At 50.0% G+C, this 24,086-nt stretch carries 30 protein-coding genes and 2 pseudogenes; 19 read left to right on the top strand and 13 right to left on the bottom strand.

Annotation, left to right across the window (positions count from 1 at the left end):
* The first annotated feature begins 33 nt into the window (after positions 1 to 33).
* Positions 34 to 891 carry a bifunctional hydroxymethylpyrimidine kinase/phosphomethylpyrimidine kinase gene (gene thiD / locus N7E60_RS14395; protein ID WP_269598857.1) on the top strand — a complete coding sequence of 286 codons (858 nt, stop codon included), beginning with the start codon at positions 34 to 36 and terminating at the stop codon, positions 889 to 891.
* 131 nt (positions 892 to 1,022) lie between these two features.
* On the opposite strand, the gene N7E60_RS14390 is transcribed toward thiD, so the two are convergent.
* Complete coding sequence (locus N7E60_RS14390; RefSeq protein WP_269598856.1) at positions 1,023 to 2,048, bottom strand: potassium channel family protein; 1,026 nt, start codon at positions 2,046 to 2,048, stop codon at positions 1,023 to 1,025.
* A 167-nt stretch (positions 2,049 to 2,215) separates the two neighbouring features.
* On the opposite strand from N7E60_RS14390, the pseudogene N7E60_RS17430 reads away from it, so the two are divergent.
* From N7E60_RS17430 to N7E60_RS14380, 3 genes and pseudogenes are all read left to right on the top strand, one after another.
* A pseudogene (locus N7E60_RS17430) lies at positions 2,216 to 2,878 on the top strand (methyl-accepting chemotaxis protein); the annotation flags it as partial.
* 18 nt (positions 2,879 to 2,896) lie between these two features.
* On the top strand, positions 2,897 to 3,316 hold the full coding sequence (locus tag N7E60_RS17425) for a CZB domain-containing protein (protein WP_371414258.1): 420 nt from the start codon (positions 2,897 to 2,899) through the stop codon (positions 3,314 to 3,316).
* 81 nt (positions 3,317 to 3,397) lie between these two features.
* Positions 3,398 to 4,297, top strand: a complete 900-nt coding sequence (locus tag N7E60_RS14380; protein WP_269598854.1) for a homocysteine S-methyltransferase family protein — start codon at positions 3,398 to 3,400, stop codon at positions 4,295 to 4,297.
* A 309-nt stretch (positions 4,298 to 4,606) separates the two neighbouring features.
* Here N7E60_RS14380 and N7E60_RS14375 read toward each other — a convergent pair whose 3' ends face one another.
* The 5 genes and pseudogenes from N7E60_RS14375 to N7E60_RS14355 all read right to left on the bottom strand — a co-directional run bounded on the left by N7E60_RS14375 (position 4,607) and on the right by N7E60_RS14355 (position 7,620).
* A complete protein-coding gene (locus tag N7E60_RS14375) occupies positions 4,607 to 4,894 on the bottom strand; it encodes a hypothetical protein (RefSeq protein WP_269598853.1) in 288 nt (95 codons plus the stop codon).
* A 95-nt stretch (positions 4,895 to 4,989) separates the two neighbouring features.
* Entirely contained in the window at positions 4,990 to 5,379 is a 390-nt protein-coding gene (locus N7E60_RS14370; protein ID WP_157893180.1) for a Mor transcription activator family protein, read from the bottom strand.
* 273 nt (positions 5,380 to 5,652) lie between these two features.
* A pseudogene (locus N7E60_RS14365) lies at positions 5,653 to 5,817 on the bottom strand (recombinase family protein); the annotation flags it as partial.
* A gap of 137 nt (positions 5,818 to 5,954) precedes the next feature.
* Positions 5,955 to 7,055 (bottom strand): hypothetical protein, encoded by a 1,101-nt coding sequence (locus tag N7E60_RS14360; RefSeq protein ID WP_269598852.1) that lies wholly within the window; start codon positions 7,053 to 7,055, stop codon positions 5,955 to 5,957.
* Between the two features lie 157 nt (positions 7,056 to 7,212).
* Positions 7,213 to 7,620 carry a helix-turn-helix domain-containing protein gene (locus tag N7E60_RS14355; protein WP_269598851.1) on the bottom strand — a complete coding sequence of 136 codons (408 nt, stop codon included), beginning with the start codon at positions 7,618 to 7,620 and terminating at the stop codon, positions 7,213 to 7,215.
* 137 nt (positions 7,621 to 7,757) lie between these two features.
* Between N7E60_RS14355 and N7E60_RS14350 the strand changes: the two genes are divergently transcribed.
* Positions 7,758 to 8,135 (top strand): hypothetical protein, encoded by a 378-nt coding sequence (locus tag N7E60_RS14350; RefSeq protein WP_269598850.1) that lies wholly within the window; start codon positions 7,758 to 7,760, stop codon positions 8,133 to 8,135.
* A 19-nt stretch (positions 8,136 to 8,154) separates the two neighbouring features.
* On the opposite strand, the gene N7E60_RS14345 is transcribed toward N7E60_RS14350, so the two are convergent.
* Positions 8,155 to 8,511 (bottom strand): DUF805 domain-containing protein, encoded by a 357-nt coding sequence (locus N7E60_RS14345; RefSeq protein ID WP_269598849.1) that lies wholly within the window; start codon positions 8,509 to 8,511, stop codon positions 8,155 to 8,157.
* Between the two features lie 28 nt (positions 8,512 to 8,539).
* On the bottom strand, positions 8,540 to 9,982 hold the full coding sequence (locus tag N7E60_RS14340) for an MltF family protein (protein WP_269598848.1): 1,443 nt from the start codon (positions 9,980 to 9,982) through the stop codon (positions 8,540 to 8,542).
* 148 nt (positions 9,983 to 10,130) lie between these two features.
* Here N7E60_RS14340 and N7E60_RS14335 point away from each other — a divergent pair, with 148 nt between their 5' ends.
* The 6 genes from N7E60_RS14335 (at position 10,131) to N7E60_RS14310 (ending at position 11,886) form a co-directional block, all read left to right on the top strand.
* Positions 10,131 to 10,436 (top strand): hypothetical protein, encoded by a 306-nt coding sequence (locus N7E60_RS14335; RefSeq protein ID WP_269598847.1) that lies wholly within the window; start codon positions 10,131 to 10,133, stop codon positions 10,434 to 10,436.
* A 99-nt stretch (positions 10,437 to 10,535) separates the two neighbouring features.
* Positions 10,536 to 10,793, top strand: coding sequence for a hypothetical protein (locus N7E60_RS14330; protein WP_077640915.1), 258 nt, complete (start codon positions 10,536 to 10,538; stop codon positions 10,791 to 10,793).
* Positions 10,794 to 10,872: 79 nt separating this feature from the next.
* A complete protein-coding gene (locus N7E60_RS14325; RefSeq protein WP_077640914.1) occupies positions 10,873 to 11,070 on the top strand; it encodes a hypothetical protein in 198 nt (65 codons plus the stop codon).
* A 6-nt stretch (positions 11,071 to 11,076) separates the two neighbouring features.
* Positions 11,077 to 11,328, top strand: coding sequence for a hypothetical protein (locus N7E60_RS14320; protein ID WP_269598846.1), 252 nt, complete (start codon positions 11,077 to 11,079; stop codon positions 11,326 to 11,328).
* Between the two features lie 8 nt (positions 11,329 to 11,336).
* Entirely contained in the window at positions 11,337 to 11,567 is a 231-nt protein-coding gene (locus tag N7E60_RS14315; protein ID WP_077640912.1) for a hypothetical protein, read from the top strand.
* Positions 11,560 to 11,886, top strand: coding sequence for a hypothetical protein (locus N7E60_RS14310; protein WP_269598845.1), 327 nt, complete (start codon positions 11,560 to 11,562; stop codon positions 11,884 to 11,886). Before N7E60_RS14315 ends, N7E60_RS14310 begins: the two co-directional genes overlap by 8 nt.
* 59 nt (positions 11,887 to 11,945) lie before the next feature.
* On the opposite strand, the gene N7E60_RS14305 is transcribed toward N7E60_RS14310, so the two are convergent.
* Complete coding sequence (locus tag N7E60_RS14305) at positions 11,946 to 12,728, bottom strand: alpha/beta fold hydrolase (RefSeq protein ID WP_269598844.1); 783 nt, start codon at positions 12,726 to 12,728, stop codon at positions 11,946 to 11,948.
* Between the two features lie 234 nt (positions 12,729 to 12,962).
* Between N7E60_RS14305 and N7E60_RS14300 the strand changes: the two genes are divergently transcribed.
* The 7 genes from N7E60_RS14300 to N7E60_RS14270 all read left to right on the top strand — a co-directional run bounded on the left by N7E60_RS14300 (position 12,963) and on the right by N7E60_RS14270 (position 19,475).
* The gene (locus N7E60_RS14300; RefSeq protein ID WP_269598843.1) at positions 12,963 to 14,312 is read left to right on the top strand and encodes a metal-dependent hydrolase family protein; all 1,350 of its coding nucleotides are present in this window, start codon (positions 12,963 to 12,965) and stop codon (positions 14,310 to 14,312) included.
* A gap of 287 nt (positions 14,313 to 14,599) precedes the next feature.
* The gene (locus tag N7E60_RS14295; protein ID WP_408642365.1) at positions 14,600 to 15,382 is read left to right on the top strand and encodes a DUF3450 domain-containing protein; all 783 of its coding nucleotides are present in this window, start codon (positions 14,600 to 14,602) and stop codon (positions 15,380 to 15,382) included.
* On the top strand, positions 15,379 to 16,728 hold the full coding sequence (locus N7E60_RS14290; RefSeq protein ID WP_069586744.1) for a MotA/TolQ/ExbB proton channel family protein: 1,350 nt from the start codon (positions 15,379 to 15,381) through the stop codon (positions 16,726 to 16,728). The genes N7E60_RS14295 and N7E60_RS14290 overlap by 4 nt, the downstream gene beginning before the upstream one ends.
* Positions 16,728 to 17,273 carry a MotA/TolQ/ExbB proton channel family protein gene (locus tag N7E60_RS14285; RefSeq protein ID WP_269599037.1) on the top strand — a complete coding sequence of 182 codons (546 nt, stop codon included), beginning with the start codon at positions 16,728 to 16,730 and terminating at the stop codon, positions 17,271 to 17,273. Before N7E60_RS14290 ends, N7E60_RS14285 begins: the two co-directional genes overlap by 1 nt.
* On the top strand, positions 17,273 to 17,677 hold the full coding sequence (locus tag N7E60_RS14280) for an ExbD/TolR family protein (RefSeq protein ID WP_069586742.1): 405 nt from the start codon (positions 17,273 to 17,275) through the stop codon (positions 17,675 to 17,677). Before N7E60_RS14285 ends, N7E60_RS14280 begins: the two co-directional genes overlap by 1 nt.
* On the top strand, positions 17,677 to 18,303 hold the full coding sequence (locus N7E60_RS14275; protein ID WP_077481514.1) for an energy transducer TonB: 627 nt from the start codon (positions 17,677 to 17,679) through the stop codon (positions 18,301 to 18,303). The genes N7E60_RS14280 and N7E60_RS14275 overlap by 1 nt, the downstream gene beginning before the upstream one ends.
* Positions 18,303 to 19,475, top strand: coding sequence for a tetratricopeptide repeat protein (locus tag N7E60_RS14270; protein ID WP_269598841.1), 1,173 nt, complete (start codon positions 18,303 to 18,305; stop codon positions 19,473 to 19,475). The genes N7E60_RS14275 and N7E60_RS14270 overlap by 1 nt, the downstream gene beginning before the upstream one ends.
* 141 nt (positions 19,476 to 19,616) lie before the next feature.
* Here N7E60_RS14270 and cspE read toward each other — a convergent pair whose 3' ends face one another.
* Positions 19,617 to 19,829 (bottom strand): transcription antiterminator/RNA stability regulator CspE, encoded by a 213-nt coding sequence (cspE, locus tag N7E60_RS14265; protein ID WP_069586739.1) that lies wholly within the window; start codon positions 19,827 to 19,829, stop codon positions 19,617 to 19,619.
* A 205-nt stretch (positions 19,830 to 20,034) separates the two neighbouring features.
* Positions 20,035 to 20,511, bottom strand: a complete 477-nt coding sequence (soxR, locus tag N7E60_RS14260; protein WP_269598840.1) for a redox-sensitive transcriptional activator SoxR — start codon at positions 20,509 to 20,511, stop codon at positions 20,035 to 20,037.
* Positions 20,512 to 20,608: 97 nt separating this feature from the next.
* On the opposite strand from soxR, the gene N7E60_RS14255 reads away from it, so the two are divergent.
* Complete coding sequence (locus tag N7E60_RS14255) at positions 20,609 to 20,797, top strand: hypothetical protein (protein WP_069586737.1); 189 nt, start codon at positions 20,609 to 20,611, stop codon at positions 20,795 to 20,797.
* A gap of 82 nt (positions 20,798 to 20,879) precedes the next feature.
* On the opposite strand, the gene tkt is transcribed toward N7E60_RS14255, so the two are convergent.
* Complete coding sequence (gene tkt, locus N7E60_RS14250; RefSeq protein ID WP_077640904.1) at positions 20,880 to 22,874, bottom strand: transketolase; 1,995 nt, start codon at positions 22,872 to 22,874, stop codon at positions 20,880 to 20,882.
* Between the two features lie 83 nt (positions 22,875 to 22,957).
* A complete protein-coding gene (gene tal, locus N7E60_RS14245) occupies positions 22,958 to 23,908 on the bottom strand; it encodes a transaldolase (protein WP_167315327.1) in 951 nt (316 codons plus the stop codon).
* Positions 23,909 to 24,086 lie beyond the last annotated feature (178 nt).

Here is a 24,086-nt window from a genome sequence, read left to right as displayed (position 1 = left end):
TCTCCTTCCGCCCCTGATGATTAAGGGGCCAATATGAACCTATCTCCACCTGTTATTCTTACCATTGCCGGCTCAGACAGCGGTGGTGGTGCGGGCATTCAAGCCGACATTAAAGCGATTTCAGCGACCGGCGGCTATGCTTGCTCGGTGATCACCGCGCTGACCGCGCAAAATACTTGCGGTGTCGAGGCCGTCTCGGCGGTTGAACCCGATTTTGTGCGCGCCCAATTAGATGCGGTGTTATACGACATGCCGGTGCGTGCGGTGAAAATCGGCATGCTGGCCAATCAAGCGATTATTCGTGAAGTCGCTGCCGTGCTGGCACGGTCGCCACACTTGCCGGTGATTTTAGATCCCGTAATGGTCGCGACCAGCGGCGATCCTTTGCTCGACGAGCAGGCCATGACGGCGTTGATTGACGATCTTATCCCACGCGCAACCGTGCTCACTCCCAACTTGCCAGAGGCCGCCTGTTTAACTGGCCAGCCTGTTCCTACCTCTATCGAGCAAATGCATGAGCTGGTGCCGGCACTTCGCCATCTAGGCTGTCCTTACGTGATGCTCAAAGGGGGCCATCTACACCAGACGCCCGAGAGTGTCGATATGTGGATTAGCCGAGACACCTGTCAAACTTTGCGCGCACGCCGCGTTGAAACCACCAACACTCATGGCACCGGTTGTTCACTGTCTGCTGCGATCGCCTCGTTTTATGCTCAAGGGATGACGCCTATCGAGGCCGGGCGAGCGGCTAAGCAGTATTTGACGGAGGCCTTAGCGCATAGTCATCAGCTAACGATCGGAAGAGGGGCTGGACCGGTGCATCACTTTTACGCTTACCCTGATAATTTGTGTCTGTTGCCAGCAGAGCATGCTGTCGCGGAATTGCCCTGAGACGAGCGCGCGCTGTGAGGGGGAGACCAGAAAGGACTAACACGAAAGGATAAGAGGGAAACGATCCGCTGCAACCTAAGTGGGGCAGCGGTATCGAAAAGACAACAGCATAGATGAGTTGAATGCGCCCGTTAGGCGGCAGACCAATGTGGTAAACGCTCGGCGGCGATATAAAAGACGCGATCGCCCGGTGCCACTTCGGTGTGTAGGCGAGGGTTCAGGGTGATCCCATCGCCTTTGTCGAGACCAATTAAGGTTGCATTGTGCTCATGCTTTAGTTGATTAAACAAGGTGCCGACATCCGTTGCACTTGCATCGGTGGGGTAGCGGGCACAGTATTGGGTCATCCCTTGAGCCGTGCTCAATAGCTCGTGATGTAATTGACTTGAACCGGGATCAACGGCCGCTTTTGCCAGCATTTCCACCGACACAGACGGCACACATTCAGCGTGCGGATAGTGCTGCTTCAATATTTGTCTGAGTGCATCATCTTGAAAATACGCGAGTAAATGAGCGGAAGGGTTTTTGTGGGCGCAGAACAGAGCCGCAGAAAGCGTAATATCGTCTTCTGGGTTATCGATAATGATGCTAGAGGCGCTGTCGATGCCGGCGCGCGCTATGCCCTCTGCATCGGTAAAGCTGGTCACGCGCACAAACTCTACCTCGCCAGGCAGCGGATTTTCCATTTCAGGACGCACACAAAGCACGATCGGGCGCTCGCCATGAATACCGCTTTGCAACAAACGGATTAACTGAATGGTACGCTGGCCGTTCCACCCCAAAACTAAAATATGATTTTTCACAGTAAGACTCCGTTTTCCTTGTAATCCACGTCGCCAATAATCCACTAAGGCACTGGTCACATGCCCAATCACCACCGCAAACAGACCGAGCCCACCGGGAATGATCCAAAAGGCGGTAATCCACTGTCCTGCCTCGGTCGCGGGCGAGTAATCGCCATAGCCCACGGTAGAGGCGGTGACCACTAAATAATAGATGTAGCGACTGAGTGACTGAGTCATCTCAGTTTCACCCGCCGATTGTAAAAGCAGCCAGCCAATAACGCCGTAGGCGAGTACGACCAATCCGAGAATACGCCCGTTTAAATGGGCGAAGTGGCTGATAATCCAACGTTTAAAAAGCAACCAAAAGGTCATAGTGTCTCGCTCATTCACTATAGAAACGCCAGTATGAAGGGATTTTTTATGGGTTTACAGTGTAAATCAATTCATTGGCGTTGAGAGGATCACAGTTTAATCGATTACAAGCGCATACATATGCATAAGGCGTACAATGCAGGTATTACCGACTAGGAGGAATTCGCGTGTTTACATCTCGTCGTCAACTCGAAAAAGAGCAACAAAAACGTACTGAATTGCAACTGAAACTGGAGCAAGTCAATGCCCAGATAGACGCGCTACACAGCGAAAAAGCGGCGTTAGAATCGGAGCTGGCCGTGGTACAGAAAAAACGGCAAACCGGTAAAGCGATCGACGCTAACCTGTGCCATTTTGGTGATTCAATTACCGCGACCCAATCTTCGCTGGCGACCCTAGCAGAAACCATTAATGGTGAAAAAGAGCGTGTGACGGAGGTGAGCCATCAGGCGGCGTCATGTGCCGAACAAGTCAATGATCTCGCTCGCCATGTGCAGTCATTATCCGCGCAATGTCAGCAATCGTCGGAAGCAATTCGTGCTCTCGATCAGCACGCACAAGAGGTGAGTGGCATTGTCAATTTGATTCGTGATGTGGCTGACCAAACCAATCTGTTGGCCCTGAATGCGGCGATTGAAGCGGCACGCGCCGGTGAGCAGGGCCGAGGGTTTGCGGTGGTCGCTGATGAAGTACGCAACCTTGCCGAGCGCACGTCCACTGCCACCCAAGATATTACCCAGCTGGTGGAAAAAATTCGTGCGGGCAGCAGCCATGCGTGCACGCTCACCGATACCCTTGCCACTGAAGCCATTCAATACAGCGAACAAGGCCAACAGGTGGCTGATGCGATGGCGACGCAAAGTGAGCAAGCGCAGCATAGTCGAACCACCATTAAAGCCTCGGCATTGCGTGCCTTTTGTGAACTGGCGAAACTCGACCATATCAGTTTTAAGTTTGCGATTTATCGTGTGGTGCTCGGTGAAGATAGCATGAGTGCCAACGACGTGACTGATCATACCCAGTGCCGCTTAGGACAGTGGTACGACCGCGGCGAAGGACGACAGTACTTCGCCCAGTTACAAAACTTTAAAGCCATCGCCGCCCCTCATGAGCAAGTGCACACCCACGCGAAAGCGGCGGTGGCCGCGTTTCATGCACAGCAACCCGAGCAGATGGTCGCGGCGCTAACAGGGATGGAAAATGCCAGTATGACGGTGATTGATAAGCTTGAACATCTGGCGATTGAAGGCAGCGAAGAAGTTGCGTAACGCGATGGGTGTGAAATAGCGACACAAATGGTAATCTCATCCTAAATCAAGGATAAAAAGCCGAAGGAGGCTGAAGTTACCATGACGTCGATTGCATTACTCGATGGTGGCCTAGGGCAAGAAATTTATCAGCGAGCGCCACAAGTGAGCTCACGGCTTTGGTCGGTGGCGGTAATGTTAGAGCATCCGGATATTGTTAAAGGCGTACATAAAGACTTTATCCGGGCAGGCGCCAAAACGCATACTCTCAATACCTATCCGGCCACCCCAACACGCTTGGCGAAGGCGGGGTTGCTCGATAGCATTGACACCATCTATCGGCAGGCGTTTTTTGCATTGCAACAAGCCATCGACGAAACCGGCGAGGACGTTGATATTGCCGGTTGCTTACCCCCTCTAGTCGGCAGCTATCTCGGTCAGCCCCAGCGTAGCTTTGAAGACATGAAAGCGGAGTTTGCCCATATGGCGCGCCTGCAGCCTGACGTAGACGTCTTTCTTATCGAAACCATGAGCAACACACTCGAAGCGCGCGCAGCCTGTGCCGCCGCTCGCGAGCAAGGTAAACCTTATGGGGTTGCATTTCGTCTCGAGGCTGATGGCAACTTACGCTCTGGCGAGTCGCTCAACGAGGCAATGCGTGCCGTGGCTGACTACGCCCCCACAGCAGTGATGCTCAATTGTTGTGATCCAGCCGTATTGACCACTGCAATGCCACACATGGCACGGAGCTATCACACCGTGGGTGGCTATGCGAATGCCTTTAAATCTGTGGATGATATGGCCAAAGGCAGCAAAGCCGATGCGCTAGAGGCCCGTGAAGATCTTTCACCGCTAGTGCACACTGAGCGAGTACAACAATGGATCGCCGACGGTGCCCTTGTGGTCGGTGGCTGCTGCGAAATCACCCCCGCCCATATCCAACACCTCGCGCAAACCCTTGAACAGTCTCACGCGATCATCAAGTTTTCGCAGCTGGGTTAGGGGACAGTTTAACTCGTTCCTAGGCGGAAGCGTGGGAATGCATACGGTGTTTGAACCATAAGGGATGCTAATGCCAAATTTGTGAGATAACATTTTATGCGATAGGTTGGGGATATCTGCTTTGGTAGAAAAAATAAGACAATAAATAGCCAGTGACAAGAATAAGCGACTCCCTGAGGAGTCGCATTTATACCCTGAAAATAAATGACTTTAGAATGCTCTATAATATTTATACAGCGTCTTAATTCATTTTTTCGCGTAAAATATTCAACAGTGAATAAAGTCTGCTTGAGATATTTAAGCTAAATATTAAGGATTGCCATTTTTATCCCAAATATAGCGACTATTACCGCTCCCAGCACCATCGCTTTTTCTTCCTAACGCGAGGATATGTTGGTCGTTACCGTCATTAGTATAAACCCAAGCAATGCCAGTGTTATTGGTAATGTGAGCATGTTTGGCATGTTGATCTAAGTTTCGAGGGCCAGGAGTACCATAATTCGGAGCCCGGTCTTTAACTTCGGTCAATTTATTTAATATGTTGATGTCAGCTTCACAAGCCTCTTTCAACTTTTGAGTTGCGTATGTCATCGTCATAGTATTCTCCTTTCATGACAGTGTTATAAAGGCCATTCCATTATCAATGTTTTGGGTGATGGCCATAGCTATCATCTCTGAATGCTTGTGCCGTATTAACAGGGAAACTCTTTCCTGACATTTGCCACTTGACGAACACTTAATCCAAAACGGCGTGCAACTTTAGCGCGAGAGTCGCCGTTTAAAAGTGCTTTCACAATTTCCTTGTTACGTTCTTGGATATCGATTTGGCGTGAGGTCGGGAGCGCGAGATAAGTACCGCCATACATCTGGCTTAAAACTTCTACGCTCTCGCGGGGAAGTATTTCTATCAGTTTGCTGCGGTCAGGAAATTTGGGAATGTAAACGTCCTGCCCACCCAATTTAGAAACCAGTAAATAGGTGTCTGAAAAGCCGATCATATCGATCAGCTCTCGTGTTTTTTCTGATAGAAGAGATATATTGATACTGTTATGATTTATAGTCGTTTTTGAGACATACTGCATACTTATTTCCCTGTCAAGTAAAGCATGCATTGAGGTTACTTAGATAACCATAAAAACGGCATAGAGAACTTTTGCTCTGTGGAGTGAACGCACTTGAGGTAACAGAACATGATTAGAATGTGGGATGTGTTGCTTATGGAGGGCTTTTCATTTTTAGGAAGGTAATACGTTCAGCACTGATCGCGGAGGAGGTTTCCCGAATTGAGTGGTAGTAATGGTGCTTTTAGTCTTTGTGATTTTTTACCCACAACCCGAAACACTTGCGATCGGCTGTAGTCGGTTGAGCTCGGGACGTTCCAGCTGGGTACCGCTGATGTTTTCGGTATAAAAAGCGGCGATGCGTTGGCCATGGTCGTTGGCAAACTGGGTCAGGCTGTCTTTGGCGCGCGCGGCGTTTTGCTCGTCGGTGGAGGCGCGTAGGTAAGCGCGGATAAACATGAAGGCCCCTTGTGCGTGAAACGTCTCATTTAGGTGATCGCATAAAGGAGTGTCGCATTTAAGTGGTCACATAGCAAGAATGGGCGACTCCCGAGGGAGTCGCGTTTGGGTATAGCTTAGAGACACTATTAGGTTGTTCAACTGATTGGGTTCTCACCGTATTTTTTATTAAAATTCAAGAGTGTTGACGCGGCTCTATCTAAATAGTCTTGCAAGCTGTATCCAGCATTAATATTTTCGTTCAACAAGTGGCAAATTAACGCATGGATTGCTTTGTCTTTAAATTTTTCATCTTCCACTTTAAAAAAAACAGAAACGAAAGTTGCAAGAGCGGTAGCTATATCTTTATTTCTACTAGTGTATGGTAGATCTTCAATAGGAGTTGTTAAAAAGCTATCATTATTAATGTCTTCATTGCTTTTTTTTATCTCTTTTATTGAATCATTATAGAGGTTGAAAATTAATTCTTTTTGATATGCTGCTAAGAATTCGCATGTCACTATTATATCTTCATTTTCAGGAAGATCATTATCATTTGCTTGTATATTATATTTATCGTGCAGGTTGATTATGTTTTTAGTTACATTTGTTTCTTCAAGAAAAACTCTGTTGAACATCCTGTCTATCATGAAAATTGCTTTAATGGTATTAAATTCAAATTTAGTCACTGTATTTCCTATGTCATAAGAAATTTTTCCAAACTTGTAATGGTCATCTAGCTTTAGTAGATCGTCTCTTATAAATACGCTGTGTATATAACATTTAATTATGTCAATCTCTTTTTTTTCGTTGGTTGATTTTTCCAGTAAACGTATCGTATCTCTATCTGTTGTAAGTGTAAATCTATCCGGATTATCGGTATTTATGCTATCCTTTCTGAACTCTGCATATGGTAATATTCCTCTGTAAATAGTGATCTTAGGACGTGATTGTTCTCTTTTTAAAACTACGGTCACATCATCTCTCGTTAATATTTTATTTAGTGTTTCATATTCCTGGGTGGGGTAGAGCTTGCTGTTTGATTTGGAGAAATAACTACTTGGTATTTTTAATTTGTGATGTACACCGTTTTCTTTGTTGTAAATAAATAGCCCTTTTTTATCACCACTCACGCAGAGAAGGAGTTTAAAATTGCAGCTTGGGTCTTTTTCGTCTATGTTGAAGACATTGGTTAATTCGTGTTTTGTTAGTGATTTGAAATTTTCTTTACTCGCATTAAACGCTATTCCATTACTCATGTTAATTCTCTCTTGATAGTTTGAATTTAATTTTTAAATTAGCCATAGTTTTTAGTTTATGGTTGTTCTATATATTTACTTTTTAGAGTTTAAATTATTTATCCATTTACTAATGATATATATGGTTTTTCTATCATCTATCAACAAACGGTGACTTTTAATAGGGCGATGCTTCATCGGTGGGGAATTCCTTTCTCACATTCGCCACTTGCCGAACGCTTAACCCAAACTGGCGGGCGACTTTGGCGCGTGAGTCGCCGTTTAACAGGGCTTTGACGATGGCTTTGTTGCGTTCTTGGAGATCGATTTGGCGTGAAGTGGGAAGGGCGAGATAGGTGCCACCGTACATCTGACTCAGTATTTCAACGCTTTTGTGTGGCAGTATTTCTATTAGCTTGCTGCGGTCGGGGTATTTGGGTATGTAGACGTCCTGTCCGCCCAATGTCGAGACCAATAAGTAGGTGTCTGGAAAACCTATCAAGTCGATTAGTTCTCGGGTTTTTTCAGACAGAAGCGAAAAATTGATATTGTTATGATTTATTGTTGTTTTTGAGACGTAATGCATACTGATTTCCCTGTCAAGTAAGGTGTGCAGTGAGATTACGCAGGTCGGGTTTTAAAACGGCATAGAGAACTTTTGCTCTGTGGCTTTGCGCATCAAAAACAGCAGGATAGAGGCTCTTAATCAAAGGAGCGTTTACTGTGGCGATCATCTCCCCCCTTCAGGATGAAGAGGCTCAGACCTTGGCGCAGCACATCATGGCGCGGATACGTTTTCAGCATCAGATTGTCTTTGGTGCGCAGGCGATGGAATGTCCGCCGGTGCAGCACAAATATCATTTTCAAATTGATGAGTTGGCCGCTTGGCTTAATCAGCCGACGACAAAGGTGCGTGCGGGCATTGCTGAATTGTGTGCGCGGCTCAGTCATGTGCAGGTGCATCACTATGTCGATAACTCCCCCCATTTTGACTTTGCGGTGTTGTTCTGCCGGGTTGGGTACAGTGAGCGAGGAGTATCGGTGGCGTTAAATACGGAGCTGGCCGATAGAGTGTGGTGGGTAACTGCGCCTACTACATAGTGCAGCAGGCGCAAGGTGTTTAGAGTGGATGGCCGTTATCAGGGGAAGAGAAGAGCAGTTCGAACCACACCCAAAGGGTGCCTAAGCCCGGGATCATGGCGAGCAAGGTGCGCGCTGGATAACCGAGTTCACGCAGCCGCTTGATGCTCAGTGCAACGGTGGCCCAAGTGACAAACAGTTGGATAAAAAAGCCCAGTACTGAAAACACCACTTCTGGCGGTGTCCAAATGCCATCCATCAATTGAATGCTGTCGTGTTGGACGGCAATCCCCATCAAAGACTGAATAACAAACCATGGCAGCACAAAGCAGAGCCAAAACTGGCGCTGGCTGACGGTGCCGCTAAGGCCAAAGTAAAAGCTAAGTGATTGTTTCATTGCGATGTCCTTCTACAAAAAAGAGTGTTTAGGGTGCCGAGTGAGCGGGTGTAGAGGCATCGGGAAATAACTCCCCGTCGTCGGTTAAGTCGGCGTAATGCTTGCGCTGGCGAAAAATGCGCTGCACATAGTGCTTAGGCTCGCTGCCTCGGCAGTAGCCGTAGCGAATGTCTGGACGTTGGTAGACGGCTTGGTGCTCGAGCTCGGTGATGTAATCTTCCACGCCGCGTTGAGTCGGCGAGCTAAACCAGTTATCCGGATCGGCGCCGTCAGCACGTGCCAAGGCGCGTGCGTCTAAGACATGCCCTAAACCTGCGTTGTAAGAGGCCAGCGAGAACGCGAGTGCGTCTTGCTCGGGGAGGTGGTGCCAGCGTTTATACATACGGTGGTTGTAGCGGGCGCCGCCACGAATGTTCATTGCTGGATCAAAGGGTTGGGTAACGCCCATTTCTTTGGCGGTCGGCGGCATCAGTTGCATCAGCCCCATGGCACCAGCCGGTGAGACCGCATCGGCGCGAAACCGCGATTCTACATAGCTTTGTGCTGCTAACCACTGCCAATCAAACGGGGCATTATCATAGCGCTGAAACATCGGGTCCCAGGGGCTAAGGGTGCTGGATGAGGATAAAAATGTGCGGGTTTGGGTGGTGTCGGGCGCAGTTTGCTGTTGGTGATAGGTGTCGTGAATGCGTTGTGCCGCATCACTTTGTAGCCACCGATTTAAGGCATCGAGCAATGAGCCGTCGCCGTATTGTCTCACCACAAAGCCAACGTTACGCGGCGCGCCAAAGACCAAACTGACATCGACATTACTGTCACGTACGTTGGCGTTGCGGGCAATGTGTTCATCGGCCACGGTAAAGTCGATCTCTTTTTCAGCCACATCGGCAACCAGTGCCAAGGTAGCGGTGTGCTCATCGACATAGTGCAGCCCAATGGTGTTGGCATCGGCGGTTGGGCCAATGTTCACCCCTGCCCGTTTGGCGGCACGTATTAGCTCGCCAACATATGCACTGCTTTTACGCAGCGACACCGTGTGGCCTACCAAGTCAGCAATACGGCCGATGGGGTTGTCGCTGCGCTGCACTAACACTTCACGGGTTTCAAACAAGGGGGCTGAGAAGCGTACCTGCTGCTCGCGCTGCGCGGTTTGGGTGAGATCGGCGGCACCTATATCGGCGTGCCCCTGATTCACACGGTCGATAATTGCCGCGACCGTTGGCTGTTTGTCTATTGTCAGTGTCACGCCCAGATGCTCGGCAAAGCTGCTTAGCAGCGCACATTCTCGCCCCACCACCTTATCTTGCGCGTAATAGCAGCCCACGCCGTCCAAGCGCGTCGCGATCACTAATTCGCCACGGGTTTGAATTAGCGCGAGATCGCTAGGTGGATCGCTTGGTTTACAGGCCAGCAGCACAAAACAGGTCAGCGCTACCAGCAGTGAAGTACGAGTAAAAGTTAGATAGTGCATGGTCTCTCCGGCGTAATGAATAAGCCGTGAGCGTAGCGGCGAGCGCTTTTTTGTCTGAAGCGTGAAAGTTTTCACTATTACAGCGTGATATGGGCGCAGTTAGAGTAAGCAGACCCAATCAAGGGTAACTAAGCAAAGGAGACTATCTATGCCTGAATCAGGAGATCAAGCGCCAGAAAGCGGTGCACAAAACACGCAAGCATCGGCAACCGGTATTGAGCCAGTGCCTTATCGTGACCGTGTTGATCCTAAGGTCGGCGATCAGACCACCAGTTCGTCTGCACAAAGTGTGAATTTGGATGGTCTGCGCGACTTGTCGGCGCTTTCAAAACTGCAAGTGCGTGAATTTACCCACACTGGGGCCACGCAAATGCAGGCGACTGCCAATGCCATGACACAAATGGCTGCGGCTGGCGCGAAAGCGGTGAACTACGTGATGGCGGGAAAGAAATAACCCGCTCAAAGGAAGCACTGCCTTATGTTGTTTGGGTGTGTCGCTTCATAAAGTAACCCTCTGCCATGTGGCAGATATTAACTGAAAAAGGAAAGCATTATGCCTGAAGAAAATGGTATTACCCCATCACCTTATCGTGACCGCGTTGATCCGAAAGTGGCCGATCAAACCACAAGCACCTCGGCACAAAGCCTGAATCTGGATGGCTTGCGTGACTTGTCGGCGCTTTCAAAGCTGCAGGTGCGTGAGTTTACCCACACCGGTGCCACGCAAATGCAAGCGACCTCCAACGCCATGACACAAATGGCTGCGGCAGGCGCGAAAGCGGTCAACTACATCATGGACGGCGGCAATTAAGCCTTGCTGATCTGTGTACGTGTCGAGGCAGCCGATGTGCTGCCTCGATGCCTTATCCACCACTGATAGGGAGACCGCCGTGGCCGACAAACCCGATGTGATCAGCCTGCGTGAGCAAACCGAACATAAAGGTCGCTTGGTCGATGTGATGTCGAGTGCGTATTTGCAGCGCTCTATCAACAACTCGGTTGAAACCACCTTGCAAGACCAAGTGAATGCCCGCAACCAACGCATGCTGCTGATGACCAAGCAGCTCAATAAAATCGCTGATTCATAAGTCACTATGAACGAGGAGGAAGACGTGGCGAGCGATGGTAAGCGTCTGTCGTCTTCCATCTTGGTGCAAAACACCGTTGACCACTTACGGGATACGGCACTACAAACCACGACTGTCGCGGGCAAGGCCTTTCAAAAGTGGTTGAGTAATCCATTTAATCTTATGTTTTTGCTGATCATCGTGGTCGCCCATATCCAGCTTTTTATCGCCATTATTCAAGGGCTGCTAATGGTGCTACTTTCTAAACTCATGCGCTAGGAGGAATCATGCCAACACCGACACTCGATTTTGGTCTACCGGATGACTTTGACCAATACCTCGACAAACTGATTGAGTCCAATGGTACCGATGCGGCCATGGGCGAAGAGCTTCGCGATGCGATTATAAAAAGCTGCCGCGAAGTGAATGATAACCTAGCTGAGTCGTTCTCAGATTTATCGAAAACCGGCTTTGAGCCAGAGGACGAGGCTAATAGCGAGGACGATGGCGATGAGTAAAACTAACACTTCTGATGAAATTGTGCGCAACGCCGTTGAGCTGCAAGGCCTGCAAATGCTGCAAGTTGCCTCCGACTCACTGCGAGATGACCGGCTTAGCAACATCATGCTGAAAAACCAAGTGATGATGAAATGGCTGCAAGAGCCAGACAATAAAGACTACCCGCAACTTCTGGCGCAAATTGGGGCGAAAAGTTTTAAAGAGGAAGTGAAGCAGGCGTATACCTACGCGCTCGATCTGGTCCGGCAAAAAGACTGCCTGTCGGAGACGGATGCTGACACTGCAGAGAAGAGTGGGGATGAGTCTGGCTCGTCATAAAAAGCATAACTGACGTAAGTTACGTAACTTATGTCAGTTATCTATCTCACCCTTCAATATTATAAAAATCCACGAATGCGATTGACCCACGGATAAGGACTTTCGAGTTGCACTGCATGACCGCTCGGTATTTCATCGTACTCACTGTTAGATATTACGGCTTGTACTTCTTGGGCTCGGTAAGGCGGTACAAGGGTGTCAAACGCCATGGCTAAGACGAGCGTCGGGGCTTGAATTTTCGATAAATACTGGCGGATGTCTAGGTCTTTACCGAGTGCGATTCTTCGATGCGTATCAGGCAACCCCTTTGTGGTGTATATACGCGCTATCAGTTCTGGATCCATATTGGCCAGAAATGTTGGACTCAGTACATGGCTTAGCCCAAACGCAGTTGCTTGTTGTGGTGCGATTTCTTCGAGTGTCTGCCAAGTATTAAATACCAGTTGATGTCGCGGGTCATCACCATGGCACCAAGGCGCACTTAACACTAACCGGTTAATAAAATCAGGATACTGCGCGGCAATGTAAGCCGCGACCGTAGCCCCGAGTGAGTGACCAACGAGATCAATCTTCTTGCTGCCTCTTTCGTTAATAATGGCCACCACCTGATCGGCGAGAGCGGAAATTGTCAGCTCATGCTCGGGTAAGCTGGAGTCCCCACACCCAGCATAATCGGGAACGATGATTTCGCGGTGATCAAATGCGTTGAGAAGAGAGCCGTAACTCGCTAACCCATCACTATTGGTACCATGCAACAGTATAAGAGGGCAGTCGGATTGATTGGGCTGATAAATATGATAGCTACAATGGGAATGGTCGGTCGATACGAAGACTTTATTCATGGCTGTTCCAATTGCATATTCAATGGGTCGTAGAGCGTGCCACAGCAAGATCAACAAAATTGCGATAACTCTCTAAAAATTTGGGCTTTTTGGTGTGGTTGGCTAATTTAATAGACAGTGCGGTCAGAACCTCATCGTCCTGTGGTTTGTTAAATGAGCGAGGAGCAGGCGCTGTGGACAAGGTTTGAGTCGCTTTTTGTTAATGAATACAAGGAGTGTGGGATGGAGAGGTTGATGCGATGGATGACGTTCGTTGTGGGCGCCTTGTTGTTGGTGGTCTCTGTTAAGGCGCAGTTGGCGCCGCATCCACAGAGTGTGTTGTTTGAAAATGTGCGTATTTTCGATGGTCAATCTGCGCAGCTTTCTGCCCCTAAACATGTTTTAGTTGAGGGAAACAAGATCACACGGATTTCGAGTCACCCGATTGACGTGGTGCCGTCATTGAACTCCACTGTGATCCAAGGTGAGGGACGCACGCTGATGCCGGGGCTGATTGATGCACATTGGCATGCGATGCTGGCGACTGTTTCCGTCCCAGAACTGCTTACCGCTGACGTCGGCTATATCAATCTTCGGGCCGCACAAGAAGCTGAGCGCACGCTAATGCGAGGCTTTACCAGCGTGCGTGATCTTAGTGGGCCGGTATTTGGCCTTAAGCAAGCCATTGATGAGGGCATAGTGGCCGGACCGCGCATTTGGCCCTCCGGTGCGATGATTTCGCAAACGGGCGGGCATGGTGATTTTAGGATGCGTTATGAGGTGCCTGCTGCGAACAATGCCGGTTTAAGTCGTGGTGAATCGCTCAATGGTGGTGTGATAGCGGATGGGGTGGCGGAAGTCAGAAAGCGCGTCCGTGAGCAACTGATGTTAGGCGCCTCTCAAATTAAACTCGCAGCAGGGGGCGGGGTGGCCTCAGCGTATGATCCGATTGATGTGGCGCAATACTCGGAAGAAGAATTCCGTGCCGCGGTAGATGCGGCAGATAACTGGGGCACCTATGTGACGGTACATGCCTACACGCCTAAAGCGATACAAACCGCGATACAAGGGGGTGTACAGGTCATTGAGCATGGACAGCTCATGGATGAAGCAACTGCACAATTAATGGCGGAAAAAGGCGTATGGCTGAGCGGCCAAGCTTTCCTTGCTAACGAGTACTCGAATCCGACGCAAGGAGAGGCGAAAGTAAAACAGCAACAGGTCGCCCAAGGCACCGACAACGCCTTTAAGCTTGCCAAGCAATATGGCCTTAAGGTGGCTTGGGGCACCGATATTTTATTCAATCCTGCCATGACAAAAAACCAAGGCGCGATCTTAACCACGATGACAAAGTGGTACACGCCGGCTGAAGTGTTATCGATGGCAACGTCTGGGAATGCAGCCTTGCTTGCGCTGTCTGGCAAGCGGAGTCCATATCAAGGGAAATTAGGAGTGATAGAAGAGGACGCTATCGCTGACATCCTCCTTGTTGAGGGTAATCCGCTGGAAAATCTTGACCTGATTGCCGAGCCTGATGCGCATTTCGTTGTGATCATGAAAAACGGCAAAATCTATAAAAACACCTCGGAAACAACAGGGTATTGATAGCCAATGAGCGCACGCGATTGTTAGAGTGGCAATGGCGTGCGCCATCGTCTTTGGGCTTAACGGGCCAAGTGCAGAGTTAGGTCAACACCCAGTTGGTCGCTATCTGCTTGATGTGTTTTTAGTTTTTATTGTCACTTCTTCTTTACTGATAAGCCGCAATATTCTCCGCTCCCTTTACTGCTAGGCTAGATCTTTGCCGCCAAACTCGGTACATTACACGCAAATAGAAACTATTCTCACTTTTGTTTGTGGCGGAAGCCATATCACCAAGCATGTTTGTAGATATCACCATGATAAAATCGTCTTCATTTCGGCTCGTGCTGGGCGTTGCGTCCTGTTTGGCGTTCACGCCAGCGGTGAGTGCGGATCAGCTCGAAAAGGCGCAAGCCATCGAGGGTAAAACCACCCAAGAAGCGGCACAGTCGCAATCACGCATTAATCGCCGCGCCGATGTCAGTTTGGCTATGCGTCAAGAAATTGAGCAAATTCAAACTCAGATCAGTAATTTAGAAATCTACCGCGATCACCTACAAAACTTGGTGAGCAACCAACAGGTAGAAGCACAAAGTCTTCGCGATCAAATCATCGAGATCAAAGAGACGCGCCAAGGCATTGTGCCTTTGATGTACCGCATGCTCGACGGATTGGAACAGTGGATTGCTAAAGACATGCCACTGAAAGCGGAGCAGCGACAAGCACGCCTAGAAAAACTTCAAGCGATGATGGGTCGCGCCGATGTGGCGGATTCGGAGAAGTTTCGTCGTATTCTCGAGGCCTATCAAATTGAGCGTGACTATGGCACTAAGCTAGATGCTTACCAAGACACCATTGCGCTGGATGGTCGGGCACATCAAGTGGATGTGCTGCATCTTGGTCGCGTGTCGCTGGTGGCCCGTAGCCTTGATGGCAAGCAGCATTGGGTATGGAGCACACGAGATATGCAGTGGGTATCCTTGGATGCGAGTGCGGGCGAAGCCGTGGATAAAGCCTTCGCGGTTGCACAAAAACAAGTAGCGCCGTCGTTGTTATCTCTGCCTTTAAGTGCCAACCAAGGGGTGAAATCATGAGCTGGAAAACCCTGATTGCTGCAGCCTGTTTTATGGCTGTCGCGCCTTTGACCCATGCTGACGATCTTGTGGGTCAAACCCAACAAGCGCAGCAGCAAGCCCGTGAACACAACCAAGCGCGTGAAGCGGAGTTCGCGATGACGGAGCGAGAGCTGCGCGCCAAACTGAATCAGTTGAAAGCGACCCGTAATGCGCTTGAGGCGGAAACCGAAAAACTCAGTGACACCTTTAGTGACAACGAGCAACAACTGGCGTCGTTGGAAGATAAACTTCGCTTAGAATCGGGCAGTTTGGGAGAGCTATTTGGCGTGGTGCGTCAAGCGAGCAAAACCATTCAAACCGACAGCGCTTCCAGCTATGTAGGCATCACGCAGCCGACCTTTAATCAAACCGTTTCAGAGATCGTTGCCGCCGATACATTGCCGTCACTCAAACAGCTAAATACCTTGTGGCAAGGGATGCTCACCCAAATGCAAACCAGCGGCGAACTGCAAGCGTTAACGCTGCCGGTTGTGGATGCGCAAGGCGTGTCGTCTGAGCAGTCGGTGGTGCGCATCGGTAACCTTGGGCTGATTAGCCCGCAGGGCTATTTGAACTGGCAGTCGGACAGAAAGGTGGCGATCCCGTATCGTGCGCAACCTGATAATACCCTGACTACATCCAAGCTCGAGCAAGCGATCACCTCGGTGGGTGAGCCTGTGCTGGTTGATCCGTCGCGCGGTTTTCTCCTCAGTCAATTGGAGAAAGCGCCAAGCCTGGCGGATCGCTTTAGCCAAGGCGGTTTTGTGGCCAAAGTGATTGCGGCGTTGTTGGCGGTTGGTCTGTTAATTGCGCTCTATCGTGGCGCGGTCCTTTTGTCTATTCATGCCAAAATGCATCGTCAGCTCAAACATCCAGAGTCACCAGAGGATAACCCACTTGGCCGTGTACTCAAGGTGTATCATGATGCGCCACAACGCGATGTTGAATCGCTGGAGTTACGTTTGCTGGAAGCGGTTGTCGATGAGCAGCAAGGCTGTGAAAAAGGCCTCTCTATGTTGAAACTACTGGCAGCACTGGCGCCAATGCTGGGTCTGTTAGGAACAGTGACGGGGATGATCGAAACTTTCCAAGTGATTACCCAGTTTGGTAATGGCGACCCGAAAGTGATGGCAGGCGGTATTTCGATGGCTCTCGTGACCACGGTACTCGGCTTGATCGCGGCGATCCCACTGCTTCTTGCGCATAATATTTTGAGCGGGCAGGCCGATCACATTCGCGGCATGTTGGAAAAACAAAGTATTAGCCTTGTTGCAGAACAAGCCGAGCAACCAGCGAATACGGCGGCCACTGGACAAGCAGCATGATGGATGTAGAGCTACTTTCCCAATTCAATCACCAAGATATTTGGTTTATCTTGCGCCATTTTATGGCGCAAGGTGGGCCTGTGCTATGGTGGCTGGGTCTGGTAGTGCTGTTTTGCTGGGTGTTGGTGATCGAACGTTTGTTGTACTTATACTCACGGTTTCCGGCACAACGGCAAGTGTGGGTATCGGCCTGGCAAGCACGCACGGATCATCATTCGTGGTATGCACGCGCTATTCGCCAAGGGTGGCTATTTGAAGCGCAGCATGAACTGGGGCGCTACCTCAGTTTAATTAAAGCGCTGGTGGCCATTTGCCCGATGTTGGGCTTGTTGGGCACAGTCACTGGAATGATCTCGGTTTTTGATGTGATGGCCAGCCAGGGGACCAGTGAGCCACGCTTGATGGCATCGGGGATCTCGATGGCTACGCTGCCGACCATGGCTGGTATGGTGGCGGCCCTTGCCGGCATGTTTGCCCATGCCCGTCTAGTTAAAGCCTGTCAGCGCCGAGAAGTTGCGCTTGAACAGGCGCTTCGGAGTCAGTAATGCGATTGATTCGACCTCATAAGCAGCGCGAAGAAGCGCAAATCGATTTAACCTCCATGTTGGACATTGTGTTCATCATGTTGATCTTTTTTATCGTCACTAGCTCGTTTGTGCGCGAATCCGGGGTGGAAGTGAACCGTCCCGAGGCGAGCCATGCAACCAGCCAAAAAGATGCCGGTATCTTTGTCGCAGTGACCGCATCGAACGAAATCTATATTGATAAGCGTTTGGTGGATGTAGAGCGTGTCGAAGCGACGTTAGAGCATGTGCTGTTGGATAAGCCGGATGCGTCCCTTGTGATTCAAGCCGATGAACTGGCGTACAATGGTACCGTCGTAAAAGTGATGGACGCCGCCAAGGGAGCAGGGATCGCGAGTATTGCCTTGGCTACGGAGTCGCCATAATGAAGCGATGGCTGATTTCAATGCCGGTCGCGCTGGTATTCACGTTAGGCTTATTTATGCTGATGGCTCTGATGGTGGGTCACAGTACCCAGCGCCCGCAAGAAAAGTCGACCTCGATGAGCATCGATATTTTTATGCAGGAGCCAGACACCGATGTGCAGCGTCGTCAGCGCACGGTGCCAGAGCGGCCGAAACCACCGGAAATGCCAGATACGCCGACGCCGGTGACACAAACACAATCGACAGCTTCCGCTCAGCCGGATATGCCAACGCTGAATTTGCAGACCAACATTCAAGGCGTCATGGTGCAAGCTCCCTCACTGGGTGATTTAAGCGTCATGCAGGGGCCGAATAATCAGCAGGCTATGCCGCTGTTTCGGGTGGAACCCAATTATCCACCACGGGCCATGCGTCGTGGTTTAGAAGGGTATGTAGTGGTGCGTTTTACCATTAGTCCTTCCGGTCGACCGCAAGATTTGAGTGTGGTTGAAGCAAATCCGCCCCGTGTGTTTGAACGTGAAGCACTGCGAGCGCTGCGTAAATGGAAGTACGAGCCCAAAGTGGTGAATGGAGAAGCCGTGGCGCAGCCGGGTCAGCAGATCAAATTGGAGTTTAACTTACGCTAATGTTGAAACGACTTATCTTTACCTTGGCATTGATGTTTGCGCTGCCCGCCGCGGCGCAGTTGTCACCCTCGGTTGCCTTATCGATTGAAAAGGCACAAGCGTTAGAGCAAGCGTCTAAGTTGGGCGAAGCCATTGCGCTACTCAACAAGCTGAATGTGAAACGTGATTTTGACAAAGCTTTTGTTGACCGTGCGCTGGGGGTTTTCTACTGGCAATATGGCAACAATGATAAAGCGATTGTCCATATTAAGCGCGCGGTAGATAGCGAGCAATTGCAAGATGCGCAAGCGTGGCAAACCAAGCGGATGTTAGCCGATTTACTGCTGATTGATGGCCAATACGCGGCGGCATTGCAATATTATTATCCGCTCGCCCGTTCGGTACCTAAAGAGAAATCCGAGCAGGCAGAAGATGTGTGGCTGCGTATCATGCAAGCGCATTATCAACGCGAGCAATGGCAGAAAGTGTTGGCTGCGTATCCGGACTATGAGCGCGCCATGAATAACACGGCCACCGTGTCGGCATTGTCACTCAAGCTTGGGGCACAATTGCAATTGGAGCAATGGCGCGGGGCGACCCCCACTTTAAAAGCCTTGATTACCCTTGAGCCAGATAATAAACAGTGGTGGCGTCAATTGGCGGCCAACTATGTGCGCTTAGAACAGCCGAAAAACGCGATTAGCACCTATTTACTTGCCAAGCGCAAAGGGATAGCCCTAGAGCCGAGTGAGCAACGGACAGTGGCACAGCTTTACGCCAATGTCGGTGTTCCTGAACGCGCAGCCAAGTGGCTGAAGGGGTTGCCTGAGAGCGAGCAAGATGCGCAAACACTTGCTCAGCAAGCCAGCCTTTGGCAACAAGCGCGTGAATGGCCTCAGGCCATTTCAGCTTGGCAACTGGCAGCTAAGAAAGAGAGCCAATATCACTGGCAGCTGGCTTTGATGCAAATTCAGCAGGGTGATTATCAGCAAGCACTCACTTCGCTAGACAGGGCGGAAAAAGGGGCCTCTAAGAAGGATATTGCGCTAGCGAAAGTACAAGCGTATTACAAGTTGAATCAGTTTGACCATGCCCTTGAACAAGCTAAAGTCGCGCAACGTATTTCGCCGGATGACGCAGTAGAAAGCTGGTTAACCTTTTTGAAAAAACGCCAGAAGATGCAACAAAGCTAATCAAGGTTCATTGATGGTCAAGGTTAAAAAAAAGGCCCCACAGCAAGTGCTTGTGGGGCCTTTTTTATTATCGCGAGTGTCTGATCAACAGGCACAAAAAAGGGCGCCAACGGCGCCCTACAATCAGTCAGACAAGGTTTCTTATGCAACAGAAACGTTAGATGCCTGTGGGCCTTTTTGGCCTTGCTCAACGGTAAAGTTTACACGTTGGCCTTCGGTAAGGGTTTTAAAGCCTTCACCAACAATCGCGCGGAAGTGTACAAACACGTCTTTTTCGCCGCTGTCTTGAGTGATGAAACCAAAACCTTTCTCTTCGTTAAACCACTTTACGATACCAGTTGATTGATTAGACATAATCATTCTCTCTTAAATTAAAATAAATAGGGTAGCTTTGAACGGAGTCGATGAAATGTCTAAAAGCGAAAGTGGGTAACGTTAGAAACTCTATAATATTGATAATAGCGTAGCTTATGTCGACTTTTACTTGATGAATCATTGATGCTCCATGTTCCAGAGCTGTGACCACCATACAGCAATCCCAGTTCATGTAAAGCGTTTATTACTTATTTTGTCTCCAGTGTTTTAAAAGATCAGACACATTGGTTTTTGGGTGGTTGAGCACGTTGTCATCTTTCGTGGCTTCGCCCACCGCGTCATTGGGATTATAGAGCGCACATGATTTCATGGAGAGGCAGCCGCAGCCGATGCAGCCACTGAGGCTTGACTGTAACTGTTGAAGCCGCGCAATTTGATCATTCAGGGTCTGATCCCAGTGCTCTGCCATTTTACGCCATTGCGCTTGAGTGGGGGCTTGGTGTGAAGGAAGCTCGCTGAGTGCTTTACCAATCTCATCCAGTGACAGGCCAACATTTTGCGCCGCTTTGATCACGGCAAGGCGACGCAGCACTGCACGGTCGTAACGACGTTGGTTACCCGCGTTGCGTTGACTCACAATCAGCCCCTTTTGCTCGTAAAAATGCAGGGTAGAGACCTTTACTCCCGCACGCTTAGCCACTTGCCCGACACTCATGGTCATTTTTTGCTCCCGTTGCTGTGATTTTCATTTACCTCAATATAACTTGAGGTTTTATGATGGCGAGTATGTTGAAAAAACAATGAGAGGAAAGTCACTGATGGCAATTACGAAACAAGGTTTTACCGTCACTGTGATGAAGGTTGTCACTATCACGGTTGGCATTACGCGAGCCGATAAAATGTTGAACGTTTGTTCAATGGATCAGCTATCTGAATATCTTCGCCACGATCTCGGTGTGAGGTCTGCGTATCACCCTCGTCCATCAGCCAGTCGCTTTCTTTACTGAACCGTGGCGAAAGGACATAAAAAAGGCCAGTCTAAGACTGGCCTTTGTGCGCGTTAGCGTGCTAATCGCTGGCTATAAGGAACTAGGCGAGTAGTTCGTTAGCGGTCTCTACAACGTTTTCAACGGTGAAACCAAACATCTTAAATAGCTCACCAGCCGGTGCTGATTCACCAAAAGACGTCATGCCAATGATACGACCGTCTAGACCCACGTACTTGTACCAATAGTCGGCAATGCCGGCTTCGATCGCGATACGCGCTGTCACGTCTGATGGCAATACAGATTCGCGATAGGCTGCATCTTGCTTGTCAAACAGATCCGTGCTTGGCATGGAAACCACACGCACTTGCTTGCCAGACTCACTCAGTTGTGCCGCCGCATCAACGGCTAGCTCAACCTCAGAGCCAGTTGCAATCAAGATAAGCTCTGGCTTGCCCGCGCAATCTTTCAGGATGTAGCCGCCTTTGGCAATGTTAGCAAGCTGTGCATCATCACGCTCTTGTTGGGCAAGGCCTTGGCGCGAGAAGATCAACGCGCTTGGGCCGTCTTTACGCTCAACAGCTGCCTTCCAAGCAACGGCTGATTCTACCTGATCACATGGACGCCAAGTGCTCATGTTTGGTGTCTGGCGCAGGTTAGCCATTTGCTCGACCGGCTGGTGAGTTGGGCCGTCTTCGCCCAAGCCGATGGAATCGTGGGTATAAACCTGAATGTTTTGCACCTTCATCAGGGCCGCCATACGCATCGCGTTACGCGCGTATTCCATGAACATCAAGAAGGTTGCGCCGTAAGGTACAAAGCCGCCATGCAACGCAATACCGTTAATGATGGCGGTCATACCGAACTCACGTACACCGTAGTGTAGGTAGTTACCACTGGCATCGTCAGCGGTAATGGCTTTTGAACCAGACCACATGGTGAGGTTTGATGGCGCCAGATCCGCCGAACCGCCAAGCAGTTCAGGTAGCAGTTTGCCGAAGGCTTCTAGTACGTTTTGCGACGCTTTACGTGAGGCAATTTTCGCTGGGTTAGCCTGTAGGTCTTTGATGAGCTTTTGGGTTTCGCTGTCCCAGTTTGAAGGCAGGTCACCGTTCATACGACGCGTAAATTCCGCCGCGAGTTCTGGATACTGCGCCTGATAGGCAGCGAATTTTTCGTTCCATGCTGCTTCTTTGGCCGCACCGGCTTCTTTGGCATCCCACTGTGCATAAATATCTTGTGGGATCTCAAACGGACCGTGCTCCCAACCAAGGAATTCGCGTGCCGCTTTGATTTCGTCTTCGCCTAGCGGTGCGCCGTGGCAGTCATGGCTACCGGCTTTGTTTGGCGAACCGTAACCAATGGTGGTTTTGGTACAAATAAGCGTTGGTTTGCCGGTTTCAGCTTTTGCCGCTTCGATAGCTGCTTGAATCGCAGCAGGATCGTGGCCGTCGACCGCTGGGATAACCTGCCAGCCGTAAGATTCAAAACGTTTTGGCGTATCGTCAGAGAACCAGCCTTCAACGTGACCGTCGATTGAGATGCCGTTGTCATCCCAAAACGCAATCAATTTACCTAGGCCCAAGGTACCGGCTAGCGAGCAGGCTTCGTGAGAAATACCTTCCATCAGGCAGCCATCACCAAGGAACGCGTAAGTGTGATGATCGACAATATCATGGCCGTCACGGTTGAATTGAGCAGCCAGTGCTTTCTCAGCCACGGCCATACCGACGGCGTTAGTAATACCTTGGCCAAGCGGACCGGTTGTGGTCTCGATGCCAGGGGCATAACCGTACTCTGGGTGACCCGGTGTTTTTGAGTGCAATTGACGGAATTGCTTCAGATCGTCAATGGCAAGATCATAACCCGTAAGGTGCAGCAGTGAGTAAATCAGCATTGAGCCGTGGCCGTTTGATAGCACAAAGCGATCGCGGTTTGCCCAGTCTGGATTTTGTGGGTTGTGGTTCATGTGGTCGCGCCACAAAACCTCGGCGATATCAGCCATACCCATTGGGGCACCTGGGTGTCCCGAGTTAGCTTGTTGAACTCCGTCCATCGCAAGGGCGCGAATGGCGTTGGCTAGCATTTTGCGTTCCATGTGTATACCTACAGATTGAACAGGTTGAATACGGTATCGACGTTAATCATAAAAGCGGCCTAAGCCGCTTTTATTGTGTTAAATCACAGTTGCTCGCGAATCATGGCTTCGAGCTTGCCTTGGTCAACCGCGAAATTGCGGATGCCTTCAGCCAGTTTTTCAACGGCCATCGCGTCTTGGTTATGTTCCCACATAAACTCAGCATGGGTCATACGCGCTGGGCGCTGCTCTGTGGCGCCAGTGTCTTGCAATTTCACTGGCACGTCACCTTCTGCGTCACTAAGCTCTTGCAGCAGTTGTGGGCTGATGGTTAGACGGTCACAGCCTGCCAGCTCCAAGATTTCACCGACGTTACGGAAGCTTGCACCCATGACCACAGTATTGTAGCCATGCGACTTGTAATAGTTGTAGATGGTGGTGACGGATTTCACGCCTGGGTCTTCTGCTGGTGTGAAATCACGGCCTTCTTTCGCTTTGTACCAGTCCATGATGCGACCAACGAATGGTGAGATCAAGTAAACACCAGCTTCGGCACAGGCGCGCGCTTGCGCGAACGAGAAGAGTAGCGTCAGGTTACAGTTGATCCCTTCTTTTTCTAGGATCTCTGCGGCGCGAATACCTTCCCACGTTGAGGCGAGTTTGATCAAGATACGGTCGTTGCTGATCCCTGCCTCGTTGTACATACTGATCAGTTTGCGTGCTTTCGCCACACTGGCGTCAGTGTCGTAAGATAAGCGTGCATCCACTTCGGTTGAAATACGGCCAGGGATAGCATTGAGGATTTCTTTACCGATATTGACCGCAAGACGGTCACACGTGTCTGCCACTTGTTGATCAGCGTCGTTGCTGTGTGATTTGGCGTAAGCAATCGCTTCTTCGATGAGCGGCGCATATTCTTTGATTTGCGCCGCTTTCAGGATCAGCGACGGGTTTGTCGTTGCATCTTGTGGTTGGTACTTTTTGATCGCTTCGATGTCACCAGTGTCAGCGACAACGGTGGTCAGGGCACGGAGTTGGTCCAGTTTGTTGCTCATCTTCACTCACCTTTTCTGCGTGATAGGCTCAGACGCCACGTTTGCGGGTTAGCGCCTGCTCTGAATATGAACAGATGCAACGCGCCTGAGCAAATGATGTGACGATCTTTGTGTTTTTCACATCGATTGTCAATTGTATTGCGAAATAAACCCGCGATACATCTCACTTCTTTGTGTG

The organism is Salinivibrio proteolyticus (genome assembly GCF_027286365.1).
GTDB classification, from domain to species: Bacteria; Pseudomonadota; Gammaproteobacteria; order Enterobacterales; family Vibrionaceae; genus Salinivibrio; species Salinivibrio proteolyticus.
Note: the sequence above shows the minus strand (reverse complement) of the source record. Positions and strands in the feature narration are given on the sequence as shown.